Source organism: Flavobacterium sp. (genome assembly GCF_039932285.1).
Lineage (GTDB): Bacteria > Bacteroidota > Bacteroidia > Flavobacteriales > Flavobacteriaceae > Flavobacterium.
In genome coordinates this window covers 14,723-33,367 of record NZ_JBDTQE010000028.1, presented here as the reverse complement: position 1 = coordinate 33,367, position 18,645 = coordinate 14,723, and the positions used below count along the sequence as shown (strand labels likewise).

The 18,645-nt window shown below is 30.1% G+C and carries 16 protein-coding genes; 13 read left to right on the top strand and 3 right to left on the bottom strand.

Annotation, left to right across the window (positions count from 1 at the left end; all coding sequences use genetic code 11):
- The coding region (gene rluF / locus ABI549_RS07095) for a 23S rRNA pseudouridine(2604) synthase RluF (RefSeq protein ID WP_348075764.1) at positions 1–740 on the bottom strand (740 nt) is incomplete at its 3' end.
- A gap of 286 nt (positions 741–1,026) precedes the next feature.
- On the opposite strand from rluF, the gene ABI549_RS07090 reads away from it, so the two are divergent.
- The 4 genes from ABI549_RS07090 to ABI549_RS07075 all read left to right on the top strand — a co-directional run bounded on the left by ABI549_RS07090 (position 1,027) and on the right by ABI549_RS07075 (position 6,172).
- On the top strand, positions 1,027–3,003 hold the full coding sequence (locus ABI549_RS07090; protein WP_348075763.1) for a peptidylprolyl isomerase: 1,977 nt from the start codon (positions 1,027–1,029) through the stop codon (positions 3,001–3,003).
- Between the two features lie 23 nt (positions 3,004–3,026).
- On the top strand, positions 3,027–4,385 hold the full coding sequence (locus ABI549_RS07085) for a peptidylprolyl isomerase (protein WP_348075762.1): 1,359 nt from the start codon (positions 3,027–3,029) through the stop codon (positions 4,383–4,385).
- Between the two features lie 78 nt (positions 4,386–4,463).
- Complete coding sequence (locus ABI549_RS07080; protein WP_348075761.1) at positions 4,464–5,417, top strand: MoxR family ATPase; 954 nt, start codon at positions 4,464–4,466, stop codon at positions 5,415–5,417.
- 14 nt (positions 5,418–5,431) lie between these two features.
- Positions 5,432–6,172 carry an SDR family NAD(P)-dependent oxidoreductase gene (locus ABI549_RS07075; RefSeq protein WP_348075760.1) on the top strand — a complete coding sequence of 247 codons (741 nt, stop codon included), beginning with the start codon at positions 5,432–5,434 and terminating at the stop codon, positions 6,170–6,172.
- A 449-nt stretch (positions 6,173–6,621) separates the two neighbouring features.
- Here ABI549_RS07075 and ABI549_RS07070 read toward each other — a convergent pair whose 3' ends face one another.
- A complete protein-coding gene (locus tag ABI549_RS07070) occupies positions 6,622–8,847 on the bottom strand; it encodes an ATP-binding protein (protein WP_348075759.1) in 2,226 nt (741 codons plus the stop codon).
- Positions 8,848–9,018: 171 nt separating this feature from the next.
- Here ABI549_RS07070 and ABI549_RS07065 point away from each other — a divergent pair, with 171 nt between their 5' ends.
- The 6 genes from ABI549_RS07065 (at position 9,019) to ABI549_RS07040 (ending at position 12,975) form a co-directional block, all read left to right on the top strand.
- Complete coding sequence (locus tag ABI549_RS07065; RefSeq protein WP_348075758.1) at positions 9,019–9,930, top strand: DMT family transporter; 912 nt, start codon at positions 9,019–9,021, stop codon at positions 9,928–9,930.
- Between the two features lie 58 nt (positions 9,931–9,988).
- On the top strand, positions 9,989–10,342 hold the full coding sequence (locus ABI549_RS07060) for a DoxX family protein (protein WP_348075757.1): 354 nt from the start codon (positions 9,989–9,991) through the stop codon (positions 10,340–10,342).
- A gap of 27 nt (positions 10,343–10,369) precedes the next feature.
- On the top strand, positions 10,370–11,074 hold the full coding sequence (gene aqpZ, locus ABI549_RS07055) for an aquaporin Z (RefSeq protein ID WP_348075756.1): 705 nt from the start codon (positions 10,370–10,372) through the stop codon (positions 11,072–11,074).
- A 63-nt stretch (positions 11,075–11,137) separates the two neighbouring features.
- Positions 11,138–11,737 carry an alpha-ketoglutarate-dependent dioxygenase AlkB gene (locus tag ABI549_RS07050; protein WP_348075755.1) on the top strand — a complete coding sequence of 200 codons (600 nt, stop codon included), beginning with the start codon at positions 11,138–11,140 and terminating at the stop codon, positions 11,735–11,737.
- A 33-nt stretch (positions 11,738–11,770) separates the two neighbouring features.
- Positions 11,771–12,607: a sterol desaturase family protein gene (locus ABI549_RS07045; protein ID WP_348075754.1), complete on the top strand. Its 837-nt coding sequence runs from the start codon at positions 11,771–11,773 to the stop codon at positions 12,605–12,607.
- Between the two features lie 89 nt (positions 12,608–12,696).
- The gene (locus ABI549_RS07040) at positions 12,697–12,975 is read left to right on the top strand and encodes a DUF2805 domain-containing protein (RefSeq protein WP_348075753.1); all 279 of its coding nucleotides are present in this window, start codon (positions 12,697–12,699) and stop codon (positions 12,973–12,975) included.
- A gap of 35 nt (positions 12,976–13,010) precedes the next feature.
- On the opposite strand, the gene ABI549_RS07035 is transcribed toward ABI549_RS07040, so the two are convergent.
- The gene (locus tag ABI549_RS07035; protein ID WP_348075752.1) at positions 13,011–13,694 is read right to left on the bottom strand and encodes a Crp/Fnr family transcriptional regulator; all 684 of its coding nucleotides are present in this window, start codon (positions 13,692–13,694) and stop codon (positions 13,011–13,013) included.
- A 108-nt stretch (positions 13,695–13,802) separates the two neighbouring features.
- On the opposite strand from ABI549_RS07035, the gene ABI549_RS07030 reads away from it, so the two are divergent.
- The 3 genes from ABI549_RS07030 (at position 13,803) to ccoN (ending at position 18,641) form a co-directional block, all read left to right on the top strand.
- Positions 13,803–16,184 carry a heavy metal translocating P-type ATPase metal-binding domain-containing protein gene (locus ABI549_RS07030; RefSeq protein ID WP_348075751.1) on the top strand — a complete coding sequence of 794 codons (2,382 nt, stop codon included), beginning with the start codon at positions 13,803–13,805 and terminating at the stop codon, positions 16,182–16,184.
- 73 nt (positions 16,185–16,257) lie between these two features.
- Positions 16,258–16,449, top strand: coding sequence for a cbb3-type cytochrome oxidase assembly protein CcoS (gene ccoS / locus ABI549_RS07025; RefSeq protein ID WP_348075750.1), 192 nt, complete (start codon positions 16,258–16,260; stop codon positions 16,447–16,449).
- 2 nt (positions 16,450–16,451) lie between these two features.
- A complete protein-coding gene (ccoN, locus tag ABI549_RS07020; protein WP_348075749.1) occupies positions 16,452–18,641 on the top strand; it encodes a cytochrome-c oxidase, cbb3-type subunit I in 2,190 nt (729 codons plus the stop codon).
- Positions 18,642–18,645: the final 4 nt, after the last annotated feature.

Sequence of the window (18,645 nt, the reverse complement as noted above, 5' to 3'; positions counted from 1 at the left end):
ACTTTAGGGAAACTTGCTTCTTCGGTTTTACTAGAGGGTTCGATAAGATTGTTTAACTCTTCGATTTCTGCATCGGTCAAATCTCGGTAGCGACCTACAGGAACATCTAATGAAATATTTATAATTCGGATTCTTTTTAGTGAAGTCACTTCATAACCCAAATATTCGCACATTCTACGAATTTGTCGGTTTAAACCTTGAGTTAAAACGATTTTGAAAGTCGTTTTGCTTATCTGTTCAACTTTACATTTTTTAGTAACAGTGTCTAAAATTGGGATTCCATTACTCATTTTTTGAATAAATCTATCCGTAATCAATTTGTTTACCGTAACAGTATATTCTTTTTCGTGATTGTTTCTTGCTCGCAGGATTTTGTTTACAATATCTCCATCATTGGTCATAAAAATAAGACCTTCACTAGCTTTATCTAATCGTCCTATTGGGAAAATTCTTTTCGGATAATTAATGAAATCGACAATATTATAACGAACATCTAAGTTTGTAGTACATTCAATTCCTACGGGTTTATTGAAGGCTAGATAAACTGGTTTTTCAAATTTTTCACGTACTAATTTTCCGTCAACACGTACTTCGTCAAGGTGAGAAACTTTGGTTCCCATTTCTGGAACAATACCATTTATCGTGATGCGACCTTCGTCAAGTAATTTATCTGCTTCACGACGCGAACAATAGCCTGTTTCTGATAGAAATTTGTTAATACGGGTTAAATTATCTTCCATTTTGCAAAGATAAGGATTTTGTTTTTACCGTAAATCTCAATAATTAAACAAATGTGCTTATGGAGTAAAATATTCTAATAAGAGTAATAAATGAAAATATGAAGGGAATTTATCTGTATTTAGATATTGTAATTGAGAATAGAATCGAAAAGTATTAATAAATCGCCATTTTTTTTATGTATAAATTTTTGTTAATACATAGCTATATAGTTGTATAATGTAACTGAATTGTTATTTTTGTTCGTTATTACAAAAAAACGAAAAGTATACTTAATAAATAATAAGAATGAAAATTAATAAATTAATCTTAGGTTTTGCATTAACCATAAACTGTTTTGCTTTTGCTCAAAGCGAAAAAAAAGAAGTTTTGTTTACGATTGATGATAAACCATATTATACAGATGAGTTTTCACGAGTTTACAACAAAAATATAGATTTAGTTAAAGATGAATCCCAAAAAGATTTAAACCAATACATGGAGCTTTTTGTAGGTTATAAACTTAAAATTAACAAAGCCAATAAAATAGGATTGCAAAATAATACAAAGTATATCAATGAGTTAAAATCATATAGAACTCAGTTGTCTAAAAATTATACTTCAGATACAAAGGTTACAAAAGCACTAATCGAAGAAGGTTATAATCGTTCTCTAAAAGAAATTAGAGCGTCACATATACTAATTACTGTCGACGAAAATGCTATGCCAGCAGATACATTAAAAGCCTATAATCAAGCATTAGATATTAGAAAGAAAGCACTTGCAGGAGAAGATTTTGCTGAATTGGCGGTTAAGTTTTCTCAAGATCCTTCTTCAAAAGAAAATAAAGGAGATCTAGGATATTTCTCAGCATTTAGAATGGTTTATGCATTCGAAACGGCAGCTTATAAAACTAAAAAAGGAGAAATTTCAATGCCAGTTCGTACAAGATTTGGTTATCACTTAATAAAAGTTACAGATTCTCGTGACAATCGCGGAGAGATTTCTGTGGCACACATAATGATTTTGAAAAAAGCAAAAACAGATGGAAATGCAGCTGAAAATGAAAAAGCAAAAATAACGATTCAAGATATTTATACAAAACTAAAACAAGGAGAAAACTTTGAGAGTCTAGCAAATCAGTTTTCTGAGGATAAAAATTCAGCACCCAAAGGAGGAGTTTTACCACGATTTGCTTCAGGGCAATTAAGTTCAGAAGAGTTTGAAAATGTAGCTTTTGGTCTTACAAAACCAAATGAATACTCTGAACCATTCGAAAGCCAATTCGGATGGCACATTGTGAAATTAGTTGAGAAATATCCAATAAAAAAACTTGACGAAATGGAGAGAGAGTTGGACGAAAAAATCAGAAAAGACGATCGTTCTCGATTAATAACTAATTCACTTATTAGTAAACTCCACAAAAAATATACTATCGTTCGTGATGAGAAATTATATGCAAAAATAAAAGTATTAGTTACAGATAAAATATATACAGGAGATTGGAAGCTTCCAACTAATTTGAAAGATTATAACGCTAATTTATTCAAAATTGAAGATAAAGGAATAAATGGTGCCGAATTTTTATCATACATAGATATACAACAAAAATCAAACTTAAAAATCAAGCCTATTGGTAAATTAGTAGATTATATTTATCAAAATTTTGTTGATGAAAAAATGACTAATTATTATAATGATAATTTAGAAAATGAATTTCCTGAGTTTTCAAATGTTATCGAAGAATATCGTGACGGATTATTGCTTTTTGACCTTATGGAAAAAGAAATTTGGGATAAAGCAAAACAAGATACTTTGGGATTAAGAAATTATTATAATGATAATAAACTTAAATATCAATGGAAAAATAGAGCGGAGATATTAGTCGCTTCTTCAACAAAAGAAGATATGGTTAAAGAAGCAAGAAAGCTGTTTAGAAACGATAAAACTGTCGATTTTATTAAAACAAAATTGAATACAAAAGATGTTGTAAATGTGATGACAAAGCAAGAAACTTATGAAGAAGGGGCAGAAAATTTTCCTAAAAATGTACTATTCAAAACAGGGGTTTCAGAGGTTTATAAAGACGGAGAATTTTATTTTGTAAGTAAAGTTTCAAAAATAATACCAGCTACAAATAAAACATTAGATGAAGTTCGAGGAAGAGTTATAAATGATTATCAACAATATCTAGAAGATAGTTGGGTGGGTGATCTTAAAAAGGAGTTTAAAGTAACAATAAATCAAGAAGTTTTCGAAAGATTAAAAGCTTCAATGAAAAAATAATTAATGCCAATAAATAATTTAAAATGAACATAATTAGTAGTAAGTTAAGTTTTATAATAGCAATTTTAGCTATTTCGTTAGGAGTTTCTGCCCAAGAAAAAAAGCAAAAAGTAGATGGTGTAATTGCTGTTGTAGGAGAATATGTTATTTTAGATTCGGATATAGATAAAACATCTTTGGAGCTTAAGCAACAAGGAGTAGATACAAAAGATATTTCACGTTGTCAGATGTTGGGAAAGCTCTTAGAGGATAAATTATATGCGCACCAGGCAGTTCAGGATAGTATTGTAATTCCAGACAAAGAAGTAAATTCTAAATTAGATGAACAAGTAAGTTATATGGTAGAACAATTAGGTTCTATGGAAAAAGTTATTCAGTATTTTAAAAAAACCAATGAACAGGATTTTAGAGCAGAATTATTTGATATCATTAAGGTAAACAAGTTAACTTCTGAAATGCAAAAGAAAGTTATAGATGAGGTAATTATTACTCCAGAAGAGGTTCGTAATTTTTTTAAAGAAATTCCTAAATCAGATTTACCAGTTTTTGGTGCAGAAATGGAAGTTGCACAAATTGTAGTAAAACCAGTCGTATCTCAAGAAGCAAAACAAAAAGTAATAGACCAGCTAAAAGCTATTAAAAAAGAAGTGCAGGAAGGTTCAAGTTTCTTTGGGAAAGCTGTTTTGTATTCAGAAGATAAGGGTTCTAGTTCTAATGGAGGATTTTACAAAATGGACAGAAGAACTCAATTTGTAAAAGAATTTAAAGATGTGGCATTTAGTCTAAAAGAAGGAGAAATATCAGAACCTTTTTTAACAGATTTTGGGTATCATATTATTTATCTAGAAAAAATTAGAGGGCAAGAAGTTGATTTACGTCACATTGTAATTTCTCCAAAAGTATCGGAAGAAGCCTTAAAAGCATCAAAAGAAAAAGCAGAATTAATTAGAAAAAGGATTTTAGACAAAGAAATTACTTTTTCAGATGCCGCACGTACTATGTCAGATGAAAAAGAAACACGTAATGATGGGGGTGTTTTAACCAATCCAAAAACACAAGATACTCGTTTTGAACTAACAAAAATGGATCCTGCATTATACAGCCAAGTTTCAAACTTAAAAGATAATGAAATTTCAAATCCTATTGCCGATGAAGATCGTACAGGAGGAAAATTTTATAAAATTATTACAGTAACAAATCGTTACGATGAACATACTGCGGATTATTCTAAAGATTATATTCGTCTAAAAGAATTAGCTCTTAAAGAAAAACAGATTAAGGCAATTGCTAAATGGTCTGAAGAAAAAATTAAAGAAACTTATATAAAAATTAATGGTGAATACCGTGATTGTACATTCACGAACAATTGGTTAAAAAAATAATTTTTTATTAATTCAAAGAAAAGAGTTAGTTTTATGAATTCATAAAACTAACTCTTTTTAATTAAAAATATATTCTAAATGTCTGATGTTACTGCCATTCAAAATCTAGTTCAAAAACAAAAAGAACTCAAACAAGAAATCGCTAAAATAATTGTAGGTCAAGACGAAGTGGTCAATCAAATCGTATTGAGTATATTTTCAGGAGGACATGCTTTGTTAGTAGGGGTTCCAGGATTAGCAAAAACCTTAATGGTCAATACTATTGCACAAGCATTAGGTTTAGATTTTAAACGCATTCAGTTTACACCAGACTTAATGCCATCCGATATTCTAGGAAGTGAAATTCTCGATGAAAACAGGAATTTTAAATTCTTAAAAGGACCAATATTCTCTAATATAATCCTTGCAGACGAGATAAATAGAACACCACCAAAAACACAGGCTGCTTTGTTAGAAGCGATGCAAGAAAAATCTGTTACCATTGCTGGAGAACAACACAAATTAAACTTACCGTTTTTTGTATTAGCAACTCAAAACCCGATAGAACAAGAAGGAACATATCCTTTACCAGAAGCACAGTTGGATCGTTTTATGTTTGCTATAAAATTAGATTATCCTTCCTTTGCAGAAGAAGTACAAGTAGTAAAAAGTACCACTGCCGATTTTAATGTGCAAGTAAATGCCTTATTTACGGCACAAGAAATTATCGATTTTCAGCATCTGATACGTCGAATTCCAGTAGCAGATAATGTGATAGAATATGCGGTGACTTTAGTTTCAAAAACCCGTCCAGACAATCCGTTATCTAATGAATTTATAAAAAATTATCTAGATTGGGGAGCAGGACCAAGAGCATCACAAAATCTAATATTAGCGGCAAAAACTAATGCAGCGCTTAACGGAAAATTTTCTCCAGATATTGAAGATGTACAAGCTGTTGCAACGGGAATTTTGCGCCATAGAATCATTAAAAATTATAAAGCAGATGCAGAAGGAATTAGTGAAGAAATGATTATTAAGAAGTTGTTTTAATTTTTCATTAAGAGATGAAAAAATACTTAATTATTACAGGTGGAAACAAAGGAATTGGCAGCGGAATAGGTTCAGCTTATAAAAATCATGGTTATCAAATTATATCTATTGCTCGAACACTAAATCAGCAAGACGAATTTAAAAATGTGAAACAAATTGTTTTAGATTTAAGTAAAACAGAAGGCTTAGGAAATGCTTTTTCTCAAATATTGACTACAATTGATAAAGATTCTGTCGAAAGAATAGTCTTCATAAACAATGCAGGGACTTTAGGTAAAATAGGAAGATTAGAAAATAATTCGGTTTCAGATATTCAAAATATAATTCAGCTCAATACAATTACTCCATTTTTGTTAACATCTGTCTTTCTTAAAGAAACTCAAAATTGGAATTGTTCTAAAAAGATAATTAATATTTCATCTGGTGCCGCTGTAAAACCATATTATGGTTGGTCTTTATATTGTGCTTCTAAAGTAGCTATCGATATGATGACAAAAGCAGTTGCAGTCGAACAAAAAACAATTCCTAACGGAACAAAAATAATAGCTATTTATCCGGGTGTTGTAGATACTAATATGCAAGAACAAATTCGTAAAAGTTCTCCTGAAAGCTTTATCGATCGGCAACGATTTGTCGATTTGAAAGAGTCTAATTCATTAGTAAATATTGAAACTGTTGGTCAAGAGATTTTTGAAATGGATAGGTTAGAAAATTATCCAAATGGAGCTATTCTAAATGTTTCGGATTATAGATAGTGTATATGCTAAAATAATGTGCTCTCTTAGTAATTCTGTCAATTTTTTTCTCGTTCAATTATTTTTTTCATTATTTAAAATAAATTATTTATTTACAAGATTTTATTTTTATAATATAAATATAGGATACTCCAATTAATAATAAAGTTAAAAAAAAACCAAACCTATTCAATTGACGTATATCATATTATAACAAAAAAAATATAAATAAATTTTTTAATAATATGGAAATAATTATAGCAGTACTCAGTTTAGTAGTCCTAAGTTTATACATATGTAATGGTATTTTGGATATGGAAATGGAAACTTTAATGAAGAAAAAAGATTTTTGAATTTTTATAATTCGGGGTCGAGGAGTAGGGGGGTGTAACTTCTTTATTTTTGGATTGTTGATTGTAATTTAAAAAAATAACATCAATTATTTTGATTAAAAATCACTAGTTTCAGAATTAAGACTCATTGTTTTTTACCTCAATTTCTTTTGCTAAGGCTGAAAATAATTTTTCAATTTCTAAAGGTTTCCAAAGAATGCCGTTAAATAAATGTGCATTTTCTTTATCTTCTTTTGTCATTACATCAGCAGTTACGGCAAATACGGGTGTGGTATTATTTAGATTTTTGTTAAATCTGATAAGCTTTGTAGATTCGAAGCCATTCATTTCGGGCATATGAATATCCATTAGAATAAAATCATATTTTTTTTGTTTTGCTAATTCAAAAGCTTCTTTTCCATTTGTAGCATGATCTGTAATTATTCCCCAATTAGATAATAATTTTTTCATAAGCAAGGCATTCATCGGGGTGTCTTCGGCTAGTAAAGCTAATTTATCTTTTAGTTGATAAAAATTTGTTTTTGTAGTGATTATTTCTTGAGAAATTTTTCTTATTTTAAGTTCAAAATAAAATTCAGACCCTTCCTTTTCTGTGCTTTTTACTTTAATCTCACTATTGTGCAATTCTACCAATTTTTTTACAATTGCTAATCCAAGACCTGTTCCGCCTTGTTTTCTAGTCATTATAGGTTTAATTTGAGAGAAACTAACAAAAATTTCTAACAGATCACTTTCTGAAATTCCCTCTCCAGTATCTGTTACTTTAAATAATATTGTGTCAAATTCAGACTCTTGTTTTAACATTTCGACTGTAAAATCTACTTTGCCATAATCTGTAAATTTTATAGCATTACTAATTAGGTTACTAAGTATTTGTGATAATTTTGTTTTGTCTAAAAGATAATTTTGTTCAGAATTTATGTTGGTTATTAGATTTAGATTTAAGTTTTTATTGCGGGCTAATCCTGAATTAAGGTTTAAGATGTCATCACATAATTCCGAAAGATTTATATTGTGTTTTTCTAATTTTGCTTTATTAGAATCTAACTTTGTAAAATCGAGAATATCATTTACGATACTTATTAAATTATCTGAAGCAAATTGTAGACTCCTTAATAGTTTTTTACTTTCACCATGAATCTGACTGTCAAGAATAGTAACTATTGTTGTTATTGCATTTAGAGGTGTACGTATCTCGTGACTCATGATAGAAAGAAATTCTTGTTTTAATCTCACCGATTCTTCTTCATCTCTATTCTTTTTTTCGATGGTAATTTGTTTTTCTTTTTGAAGCAATGCCTCACTTTCCAAAAGATTCATCTTATTGATTAAATCATAGTTTTCAATTACTTTGAGCGTTTGAGTATTTATAACGGATTCTTTTTCTCTCAGATAATTTTCTAAGTATTCTAATGATTTTATATTGTCATTCTTTTTCTTGAAAATTAAATACAACAAATGATAATTCTTAATTTTTATCATCGACATATTGTATTTAATACTTAATTCTAATCCTTCTTGAGCAAATTTCTGAGCTTTTTCAAACAACTCTAATTTTAAATATAAAATTCCTAGTTTATTTAGCCCCATTGCTGCTCCCATATTTTCTCTCATTTGCTTATGAGTTTCAACAGCATCTAAAAAATCAGATTCAGCCTTTTCTAAATCATTATTTTTAAAATGAATTTTTCCTCTTCCATATACTGCAAATGCATAACCACGAGTGTCATTTGTTTTTTTCTTTAACGTAATAGAATGCTCTATCATGCTCATTGCAATTTTTGTTTTCTCTCTTTTTAATAATAAACCAGAAAGATTATTGTAAACGTTAGACTCTAAATTAAATTCACCTATTTTCTTTGCAATTTTTATTGAACTTTTGTATGATTTAAATGCATTATAAGAATCACCAATATATTCATAAATAGTTCCAATTGCTTTCTCTACTTTAGACTGATTGTATAAATCATTATTTTTTTTATACAATTTAAGCGCATCTATGAGATAGACTAGCCCTGCGTGATAATTATTGGTTTTATAGTATACACTTCCTATGTTATATTTTGCATCTGCAATTCCTATATCGTCATTTAGTTCGGTAAAATATACAATTGCTTCTTCGGATTTTTTGTTGGATTGATCAAAATCACTAATAATCATATAATATAAAGAAAGCTGATTTAAGCTTTTTCCTATTAATGATTTATCATCTAGTTTTCTACTAATTTGAAGAGCAATTTCGGCGGTTTCAATACTTCTAGGTAAATTATTAATTCTACCAGAATAGGAATTCTCTAAAAGCTGAATTACTTTGTTTTTTTCTGATAAAACGTTAATATTCATAAAGTTTGAGGGTGTTTTTTCAAAATTGCTACTCAAATATATAAATTTAATTTTACATAGAACTTGTAATGGATAAATCATAATTACTAAATTAAAATAATTTAAATTCAAAGTTCGAATCATAAGAACTAAAATTAGTATTACCTTTGCCAGCTTTTTAAAATTTATATAATGACAAATAATAGTATACTAAAAGGGGTTTTTCTTGTAGGATTGGGTGCTACAAGTTATGGTATGTTGGCAACATTTGTGAAACTAGCTTATTCCCATACAGGAATTACGGGCAATCCATTTACACCAGCGGAAGTAATTTCAGCTCAATTTATTATAGGTATCATCGCTATTCTTATGATAAATGCCTTTCAAAAAGCAAAAAAAGGAACTGAAGTGGTTAAAGCTTCTGCAAATAACATAAAACAATTGATGATTGCGGGAACTTCGACAGGATTAACTAGTATATTTTATTATCTAGCAGTCAAATATATTCCTGTTTCTATAGGAATTGTATTGCTTATGCAAACTGTTTGGATGGGTGTTTTATTAGAGATGTTTTTAGAGAAAAAAATACCTTCAAAAATAAAAATCATAGCAGTATTTGTTGTCTTATTTGGGACTGCATTGGCTACAAATTTAATACAAAACAAAATAGAATTAGATTGGAGAGGGATTGTTTTGGGGCTTTTAGCTGCAGCTTCATTTACCACAACGATGTTTACTGCAAATCGTGTAGCTACTGAGATTTCTTCGGCGCAACGCAGTTTATATATGCTTTTAGGAGGTGCAGTTATTGTTTTTATTTTTGCAATTTTCACACAAACAACAGCGTTTAATTATGATATTTTCTACAAATGGGGAATTCTTCTAGCACTTTTTGGGACAGTAATTCCGCCAATGTTAATGAATGCTGGTTTCCCGCTAACTGGAATTGGATTGGGAAGTATTGTTTCGGCGCTTGAACTTCCAGTTTCAGTAATGATGGCTTATTTTATTTTGAATGAGACTGTTATTCTCACACAATGGATAGGAATTATTCTAATCATTCTTGCTATAATTATTATGAATATTAAATTTCAAAAAAAATAGCAAAATTTCAACTTATTTAACACATTTTTAGGTAAATTCGTAATAAATTATTTTAATTATGAGTTTACCATGGCATTTATATCTAATGGCATTGCTTTATATTTTAGCTGGTTTCAACCATTTTAGGAATCCAAGACTTTATATAAAAATTATTCCATCTTATTTTTCAAATCCAAAATTATTAAATTCTCTAAGCGGTCTTGCCGAAATATTCTTAGGGATTTGTCTTTGTTTGCCTTCTATATCAAAATTTGCTTCTTGGGGAATTATAGCATTGCTAATCGCTATTTTTCCTGCTAACTTATATATGTACCAAAACGACAATGTAAGTTTGGGATTATCTAAATTGTTGCGATTATTGAGATTACCGTTGCAACTTGCCTTAATATTTTGGGCATATTTATACACTTAAACTAAATTATTAAACAAAACTATTATTATGAAAAAATTATTTGCAGAATTCTTCGGAACTTATTGGTTGGTATTTGGAGGATGCGGAAGTGCATTATTCGCTGCTGGATTTCCTAATTTAGGAATCGGATTTATGGGTGTTTCCTTAGCTTTTGGGCTTACTGTATTAACTATGGCTTATGCTGTGGGGCATATTTCTGGAGGACATTTTAATCCAGCAGTTTCGATAGGATTATGGGCTGGCGGAAGATTTCCAGCAAAAGATTTGGCTTCTTATATTGCAGCGCAATGTGCTGGTGCTATTCTTGCAGCAGGAACTTTATACGCAATTTTAATTGGCAAACCAGGTTTTGCGATAGATAATACTAAAGCTGGTGCTTTTGCATCGAACGGATTTGGTGCTTTTTCGCCAGATGGTTACAGTATGGAATCTGCATTTCTAGCAGAATTTGTATTAACTGCATTTTTCTTAATTATCATTTTGGGGGCAACTGATAAATTAGCTAACGGAAAATTTGCTGGAATAGCAATTGGTTTAGCATTAACTTTAATTCATTTAATAAGTATTCCTATTACTAACACCTCAGTAAATCCTGCACGTTCGTTATCGCAAGCTATTTTTGCTGGTGGAGAACCATTAAGTCAAGTTTGGTTGTTTTGGTTAGCGCCAATCGTTGGAGCAGTTTTCGGCGGATTCATATACAAGGCTTTATTGGAGAAAAAAGAAGCTTAATATTTTAAAAATATTTAATACAAAAGCAATGGTAATTATCATTGCTTTTTTTATTTTTGAAATATGAATTCTCTATTCCCCGAAGAAAAAATTGTTTTCAACTTGACTGATGCTGAAATTGAATACTATCCTCATTTCTTTTCTTCAGCAAAAGCCAATGAACTTTTATTAAAACTACAAAATGAAATTCCTTGGCAACAAGATAATATAACTGTTTATGGAAAATCTCATGCGCAACCAAGACTAACAGCGCTTTTTGGTAATGAGGGTAAACCTTACGGATATTCTAATATTGTAATGCAACCTCATCATTGGTCTCCTTTAATTATATTTATAAAAGAAGAAGTAGAGAAAATTTGTAATGAAAATTTTACAACGGTATTGCTAAACTTATATCGTGATGGACAAGATAGTAATGGTTGGCATGCGGATAACGAAAAAGAATTAGGTAGAAATCCCATAATTACTTCGGTAAGTTTTGGTGTTGAAAGGGTTTTTCAGCTGAAACACAATAAGCTCGAATTAAAACAAAATATTGTTTTAGAACACGGAAGTTTATTAATTATGAAAGGGACTACACAACATTTTTGGAAACATCAAATCCCCAAAACAAAAAAACAGATTGGAGCTAGAATAAATCTTACTTTTAGAACTATCAAATAGTTTTTTTATTAAATTTAATAAAATATTTTTCATATGGATGAAATTGCAAACTATTTTCAAAATATTCCTTCTGTTCATAGAAGTATTTTAATTATTGGAGGCATTACACTTTTTTGGATTATAGAAAATAGTCTTCCGCTTTTTAAATTCAAATATAACAAATGGCAACATGCTGGTGTAAATATTTTTTTTACGCTAACAACGATATTAATTAATTTTGCTTTAGCCTTTATTTTATTCAAAAGCTCTCAGTTGGTTACTGAAAATAATTTTGGAATTTTGCATTGGCTGTCTATCAAATCTCTTTTATTACAAGCAATAATTGGTTTATTATTAATGGATTTAATTGGTGCATACACAGCACATTTAGTCGAACATAAAACAAAATTTTTGTGGCGTTTTCATCTTATTCACCACACAGATACTTGGATAGACACCACTTCAGCAAACAGACACCATCCTGGAGAAAGTGTGATTCGGTTTATATTTACAACTTTAGCAATCATTATTGTTGGCGCTCCAATATGGTTGTTTTTCCTGTACCAATCATTATCTGTTTTTTTATCACAGTTTAATCATGCAAATATTACTTTGCCTGAAAAAGCAGATAATTTAATCAGCTATTTTATTGTTTCCCCTAATATGCATAAAGTACACCACCATTATATTTTGCCATATACCGATAGTAATTATGGAAATATTTTTTCTGTTTGGGATAGGTTGTTTGGCACTTTCTTAACACTTCCAATGAACGAAATTACATATGGAATTGACACGCACATGAATCCTGAAGAGCATAATAAACTCTATAGTTTGTTGAAAATTCCTTTCAAATCAAGTCAGACATTTGTTTCGGAATTAAAAAAATGAAAATAATTTTCGAATCTTGATTTTTTTGATTAATATTGGAATAGAATTTGTAACCATTAAAAAAAATAAACTGAATTGTTTTTAAAATAATGAAAAAAGGTAAAAGCATAGAATTGAGTTGGGACGAAACTCAAAAATTAATCACATTGGCAAATGAGGAAAGAAATCCTTTTGAAATCATTAAAAAAGAACTTGCTATTGAAGAAAAACAGGTTCTTGAAATTATGAAAAAGAAATTGCCTGCTGACAAATTTGAAATTTGGAAAAAGAAAGCTAATGCTGGAAAACCAAAACCAAAACAAATAAAAATTGATGAGTTTGATGATGACTTAGACGGGAAATATTATATAAAAAATAAATTCGATTAAATAAAAAATGCTGTTTTATAACAGCATTTTTTATTTTATTGTTGAGACAATTTTATCAAAGCATTTTTTTGTAGGATTGTAATTTTTTTGCCTACAATTTCTATTAAATTATCTTTATTAAATTCAGACAATAACCTGATACAACTTTCGGTAGCAGTTCCTATCATACCGGCTAATTCTTCTCTTGAAAGCTGAATGTGTAAACTCTGATCTTCATTTTTACCAAAAGTGTCTTCAAGATACAATAAGGTTTCTGCCAATCGTTCTTTGACTGTTTTTTGAGCCAATGAAATCATGTGATCATCAGCTTCTTTTAGATCTCCACAAATGGTTTTCATCACATTCATAGAAAAATCATTATTGTGATTAAAAAAACCTAGTATTTCTGTTTTTGGGATAAAACAAACTTCCATGTCTTCTAGCGCAACAGCACTTAAATTTGCAACCTCATCACTAATCATAGATCGTTGTCCAAGCAATTCGCCAGGTTTTAACAATTTAACAATTTGGTCTTTACCATTAGAACTTAATTTAGAAAGTTTACAAACTCCTTCCTTAATACAAAATATGCCATTTACACTTTCTCCTTCTTCAAAAATAGGTTCTCCTTTTTTTATAGTATAAGATGTTTTACATTCAGCCATACGCAAAAGCTCTTCCTTATTCAAAGACTTTAGAGAACTAAATTGTCTAACGATACATTGCTCACATTTACTCATCGAATCCGCATTTACTTGTTTTACAAAATTACACTTTTATATGACAAATATCATATTTTAAATTCATCTACTGTGTGACCTTTGTTACAGGTAAAATGAGCAAAGTATATGGACACGCAAAACTGTTTCCATTGTGGATTAGATACTATAAAAGAAGACGAAATTATTTTTGATGATAAGATTTTTTGTTGCAATGGTTGCAAAACCGTTTACGAAATTTTTTCTCTAAATGATATGACTTGCTATTATGATTTCGAAAAATCCCCTGGAGCAACCCCACAAGACATTAAAGGAAAATATGATTTTTTAGATAATGAAAGTATCATTACAAAATTGCTTGAATTTCAAGAAGATTCAACCTGTATTATTTCGCTTAACATTCCTCATATTCACTGTAGTTCGTGTATTTGGATTTTGGAAAATTTACAACGTCTTCAAAAAGGTATAAGCACTTCTCAGGTAAATTTTCCTGAAAAAAAAGTTAGAATTACCTATAATCCAGAAACGGTTTCGCTCAAAACAATTGTTTATTTATTAAGTTCTATAGGATATGAGCCTTACATTAGCTTAGAAAATTACGAAACAGGAAAAAACAATGTTGACAGAAGTTTAACGTATAAACTTGGTGTCGCTTTCTTTTGTTTCGGAAATATTATGTTGCTTTCCTTTCCGGAATATTTTGAGGTAAAAGAATATTGGTTAGATCAATATAGAGGCTTCTTTCGTTGGTTAATATTTATATTATCATTGCCCTCTTTTTTTTATTCAGCAAGTGATTATTACGTTTCGGCCTATAAAAGTATTCGATCTAAGATGTTAAATATAGACATTCCTATTGCTTTAGGGATTGTTGTAATGTTCGTTAGAAGTACGTTTGATATTTTTATGGATTACGGATCTGGCTTTTTTGATAGTTTAACTGGATTAATCTTTTTTATGCTTCTTGGTAAAATGTTTCAGATTAAAACCTATAGTTTTTTAAGTTTTGAAAGAGATTTTAAATCCTATTTTCCAATTGCAATAACAAAAATAAACACAGATGTTTCCGAAGAAAGTATTCCTATTTATGATGTTCAAAAAGGAGATAGATTACTCATTAGAAACCAAGAATTAATTCCAGTTGATGGGATTTTAATATCGGATAAAGCAGAAATTGATTATAGTTTTGTTACCGGAGAAGCTATTCCTATTACTAAAAAATCAGGTGATAAAATTTTTGCTGGAGGAAAACAAATAGGAAAAGTTATCGAAATGGAAGTTTTACATTCGGTTTCTCAAAGCTATTTGACACAATTGTGGAGTAATGATGTTTTCCAGAAAAATGTAATCCAAAATCACAAAACCATAACTGATAAAATTAGTCGGTATTTTACACCTATTCTCTTGTTTATTGCTTTTTCAGGATTTGGATATTGGCTATTTTTTGATGCAAATATTGCTTTCAACGTTTTTACAGCGGTACTAATTGTAGCTTGTCCGTGTGCATTGGCATTAACTGCGCCGTTTACTTTTGGAAATATTTTACGGATTTTGGGCAAAAAGAAATTTTATCTAAAAAATGCTTTAGTAATTGAACAATTGGCAAAAGTAGATACCATTGTTTTTGATAAAACGGGAACAATTACGACCAATAAAAAATCGAATATTTCTTATGAAGGCGATTCCCTTTCGGATGAAAATATATTTTTAATAAAAAATGTGCTTCGGGCATCCAATCATCCCCTTAGCAGAATGTTGTATGATTTTTTGCCAGAAGTAAAACGCATTAAAATAAATCATTTTGAAGAGATTACAGGAAAAGGAATTGATGCTCAAGTAGATGATTTTAAAATTAAAATTGGCTCGGCATCTTTTGTTGAAAAATTAGAAGGAAATAGTATTCAGCAAACATCGGTTCATATAAAAATTAACGGTGTTTATTTTGGGAAATATATTTTCAATAATGAATATAGAGAAGGTTTAGAAACACTTTTTAAGAATTTGAATAAAAGTTATGAGATTAAAGTGCTTTCTGGCGATAACGAAGGGGAACGTGAAACTTTAGAACAAATACTACCTAAAGGAATTGAATTGGTTTTTAATCAGAAACCAGAACAAAAATTAGATTTCATTAAGAGATTACAAGAAAACGGCAAGAATGTAATGATGGTTGGCGACGGTCTTAATGATGCTGGAGCATTAGCGCAAAGCAATATTGGAATATCTATTTCAGAAAATGTAAATGTATTTTCTCCTGCTTGTGATGCTATTTTAGATGCAAGTGAATTTCAAAAATTAAACTATTTTTTAAAGCTATCTAAAAAAGCAATAACTACTATTAAAATGAGTTTTACGATTTCATTATTATACAACGTAGTGGGATTGTCATTTGCAATTACGGGAAATTTATTGCCTTTAGTTGCGGCTATTATAATGCCGTTAAGTACTATTACAATAGTGAGTTTTGTCACTTTTATGAGTAATCTTTATAGTAAAAAATTAAAAGCATAAAAAATAAAAGTATGACAAATGTCATATTATTAAAGAATCAGCAATAGTAACTTTGTTAACACAAATTTAAGGTATGAGTGTCATTTATTTATTAATCTCCATCAGTATAGTAGTCGCAATTGGCTTTTTTATTGCTTTTATAAGAGCTGTAAAAACAGGTCAGTACGATGATGATTATACACCATCAGTCAGAATGCTTTTTGACGATGAGCTCAAAGTAGAAAATCCAAAATCAATACAAATAACAAAAGAAAAACAAATTTAATTATGGAAATGCAACAATTTTATTATGACAACAAAATTGTAAAGAAATTCATTTATGCTACCATCGTTTTTGGTGTAGTAGGAATGTTAGTAGGGCTAATGCTTGCCTTTATGTTTCTTTTTCCAAACATGACCGAAGGGATTTCCTGGTTAAGTTTTGGAAGACTGAGACCTTTACATACCAATGCAGTTATTTTTGCCTTTGTTGGTAACGCTATGTTTGCGGGTATTTATTATTCACTTCAGCGATTGTTAAAAGCTAGAATGTTTAGTGATTTTTTGAGTAACCTTCATTTTTGGGGTTGGCAATTAATTATTGTAGCCGCAGCAATTTCTTTACCATTGGGTTTTAGTACTTCAAAAGAGTATGCTGAATTAGAATGGCCAATAGATATTGCAATAGCATTAATTTGGGTAGCATTTGGTATCAACATGATTGGTACAATGATAAAAAGAAGAGAACGTCATTTATATGTTGCAATTTGGTTTTACTTAGCCACATTTGTTACCGTAGCAGTTTTACATATTTTTAACAGTTTAGAATTGCCTGTTTCTGCAATGAAAAGTTACTCTGTGTATGCTGGAGTTCAAGATGCCTTAGTACAATGGTGGTATGGTCATAATGCAGTAGCATTTTTCTTAACCACACCTTTCTTAGGACTAATGTATTATTTTATTCCTAAAGCAGCCAATCGTCCTGTTTATTCTTACAGATTATCTATTGTTCACTTTTGGTCATTAATTTTCATCTATATATGGGCTGGACCACACCATTTATTATATTCTGCTTTACCAAATTGGGCTCAAAATTTAGGAGTTGTTTTCTCAATTATGTTAATTGCTCCATCTTGGGGAGGTATGATAAACGGATTGTTAACACTCAGAGGAGCTTGGGATAAAGTTAGAACTGAGCCTGTATTAAAATTCTTTGTTGTAGCTATTACTGGTTACGGAATGGCAACTTTAGAAGGACCACTTTTATCACTAAAAAAGTTTAATGCAGTTGCACATTATACGGATTGGATTATTGCTCACGTTCACGTTGGCGCATTGGCTTGGAATGGTTTTATGGCTTTTGGTATGATTTATTGGTTGATACCACGAATGACGAAAAGCACTTTGTACTCTCTTAAATTGGCAAATTTCCACTTTTGGATTGGAACTTTAGGAATCATTCTTTATACACTTCCTATGTATGTTGCTGGTTTTACACAAGCCTCTATGTGGAAACAATTTAACCCAGACGGAACTTTAACTTATGGTAATTTTCTTGAAACTGTAACTCAAATTATGCCAATGTATTGGATGAGAGCTATTGGAGGAACATTATATTTAACAGGAATGTTAGTCTTAGTTTACAATATTATACAAACAGTAAGAGCTGGATCTAAAATTGAAGACGAATTAGCAGAAGCACCAGCTTTAGTTAAAATTAGTAACGGAAGAATAAAAGGTGAAAAATACCACACTTGGTTAGAAAGAAGACCAATTCAGTTAACAATACTAGCAACTGTAGCCATCTTAATAGGTGGAATTATTCAAATTGTGCCTACCATTATGGTAAAATCTAATATTCCAACTATTGCAAGTGTAAAACCATATACTCCATTAGAATTAGAAGGTCGCGATTTATACATTCGTGAGGGTTGTGTGGGTTGTCACTCTCAATCTGTTCGTCCATTTAGAAGTGAAGTAGAGCGCTATGGACCACAAGCTAAAGCGGGAGAATTTGTTTATGATCATCCATTTCTTTGGGGTTCTAAACGTACAGGGCCAGATTTAGAAAGAGAAGGCGGGAAATATAATGACAATTGGCATTTTAACCATTTTTGGAGTCCACAAAGTATTTCAGCTGGTTCTATTATGCCAAGTTACAAATGGCTTTTCGATAATAAACCATTAGATGTTTCATTGACTCAAGATAAAATGAAAGCCATGGTTATATTAGGCGTTCCTTACACAGATGAGCAAGTAGCAAACGGTTTAAAAGACCTAAAAACACAAGCACTTAAAATCGAAAAAAATCTTGAGAATGACCCTGATTTTGTAAAAAGCTATGCTGATAGCAAGAAAAAAGCTGAAGCGAAAGGTGAAAAATTTATTCCAATGAACGAAAGAGAGATCATAGCTATAATTGCTTATATACAAAGATTGGGAACCGATATTAAAGTGAAAGATAATACTCAAAAATAATAGC

Excerpts from the sequence above, each read along its gene's own strand:
- ABI549_RS07080 (WP_348075761.1), top strand. The coding sequence starts at position 4,464 with ATGTCTGATGTTACTGCCATTCAAAATCTAGTTCAAAAACAAAAAGAA.
- ABI549_RS07045 (WP_348075754.1), top strand. The coding sequence starts at position 11,771 with ATGGATGAAATTGCAAACTATTTTCAAAATATTCCTTCTGTTCATAGA.
- aqpZ (WP_348075756.1), top strand. The coding sequence starts at position 10,370 with ATGAAAAAATTATTTGCAGAATTCTTCGGAACTTATTGGTTGGTATTT.
- ABI549_RS07070 (WP_348075759.1), bottom strand. The coding sequence starts at position 8,847 with ATGAATATTAACGTTTTATCAGAAAAAAACAAAGTAATTCAGCTTTTA.
- ccoS (WP_348075750.1), top strand. The coding sequence starts at position 16,258 with ATGAGTGTCATTTATTTATTAATCTCCATCAGTATAGTAGTCGCAATT.
- ABI549_RS07085 (WP_348075762.1), top strand. The coding sequence starts at position 3,027 with ATGAACATAATTAGTAGTAAGTTAAGTTTTATAATAGCAATTTTAGCT.
- ABI549_RS07030 (WP_348075751.1), top strand. The coding sequence starts at position 13,803 with ATGGACACGCAAAACTGTTTCCATTGTGGATTAGATACTATAAAAGAA.
- ABI549_RS07050 (WP_348075755.1), top strand. The coding sequence starts at position 11,138 with ATGAATTCTCTATTCCCCGAAGAAAAAATTGTTTTCAACTTGACTGAT.
- ABI549_RS07090 (WP_348075763.1), top strand. The coding sequence starts at position 1,027 with ATGAAAATTAATAAATTAATCTTAGGTTTTGCATTAACCATAAACTGT.
- ABI549_RS07035 (WP_348075752.1), bottom strand. The coding sequence starts at position 13,694 with ATGAGTAAATGTGAGCAATGTATCGTTAGACAATTTAGTTCTCTAAAG.
- ABI549_RS07060 (WP_348075757.1), top strand. The coding sequence starts at position 9,989 with ATGAGTTTACCATGGCATTTATATCTAATGGCATTGCTTTATATTTTA.
- ABI549_RS07065 (WP_348075758.1), top strand. The coding sequence starts at position 9,019 with ATGACAAATAATAGTATACTAAAAGGGGTTTTTCTTGTAGGATTGGGT.
- ABI549_RS07075 (WP_348075760.1), top strand. The coding sequence starts at position 5,432 with ATGAAAAAATACTTAATTATTACAGGTGGAAACAAAGGAATTGGCAGC.
- ccoN (WP_348075749.1), top strand. The coding sequence starts at position 16,452 with ATGGAAATGCAACAATTTTATTATGACAACAAAATTGTAAAGAAATTC.
- ABI549_RS07040 (WP_348075753.1), top strand. The coding sequence starts at position 12,697 with ATGAAAAAAGGTAAAAGCATAGAATTGAGTTGGGACGAAACTCAAAAA.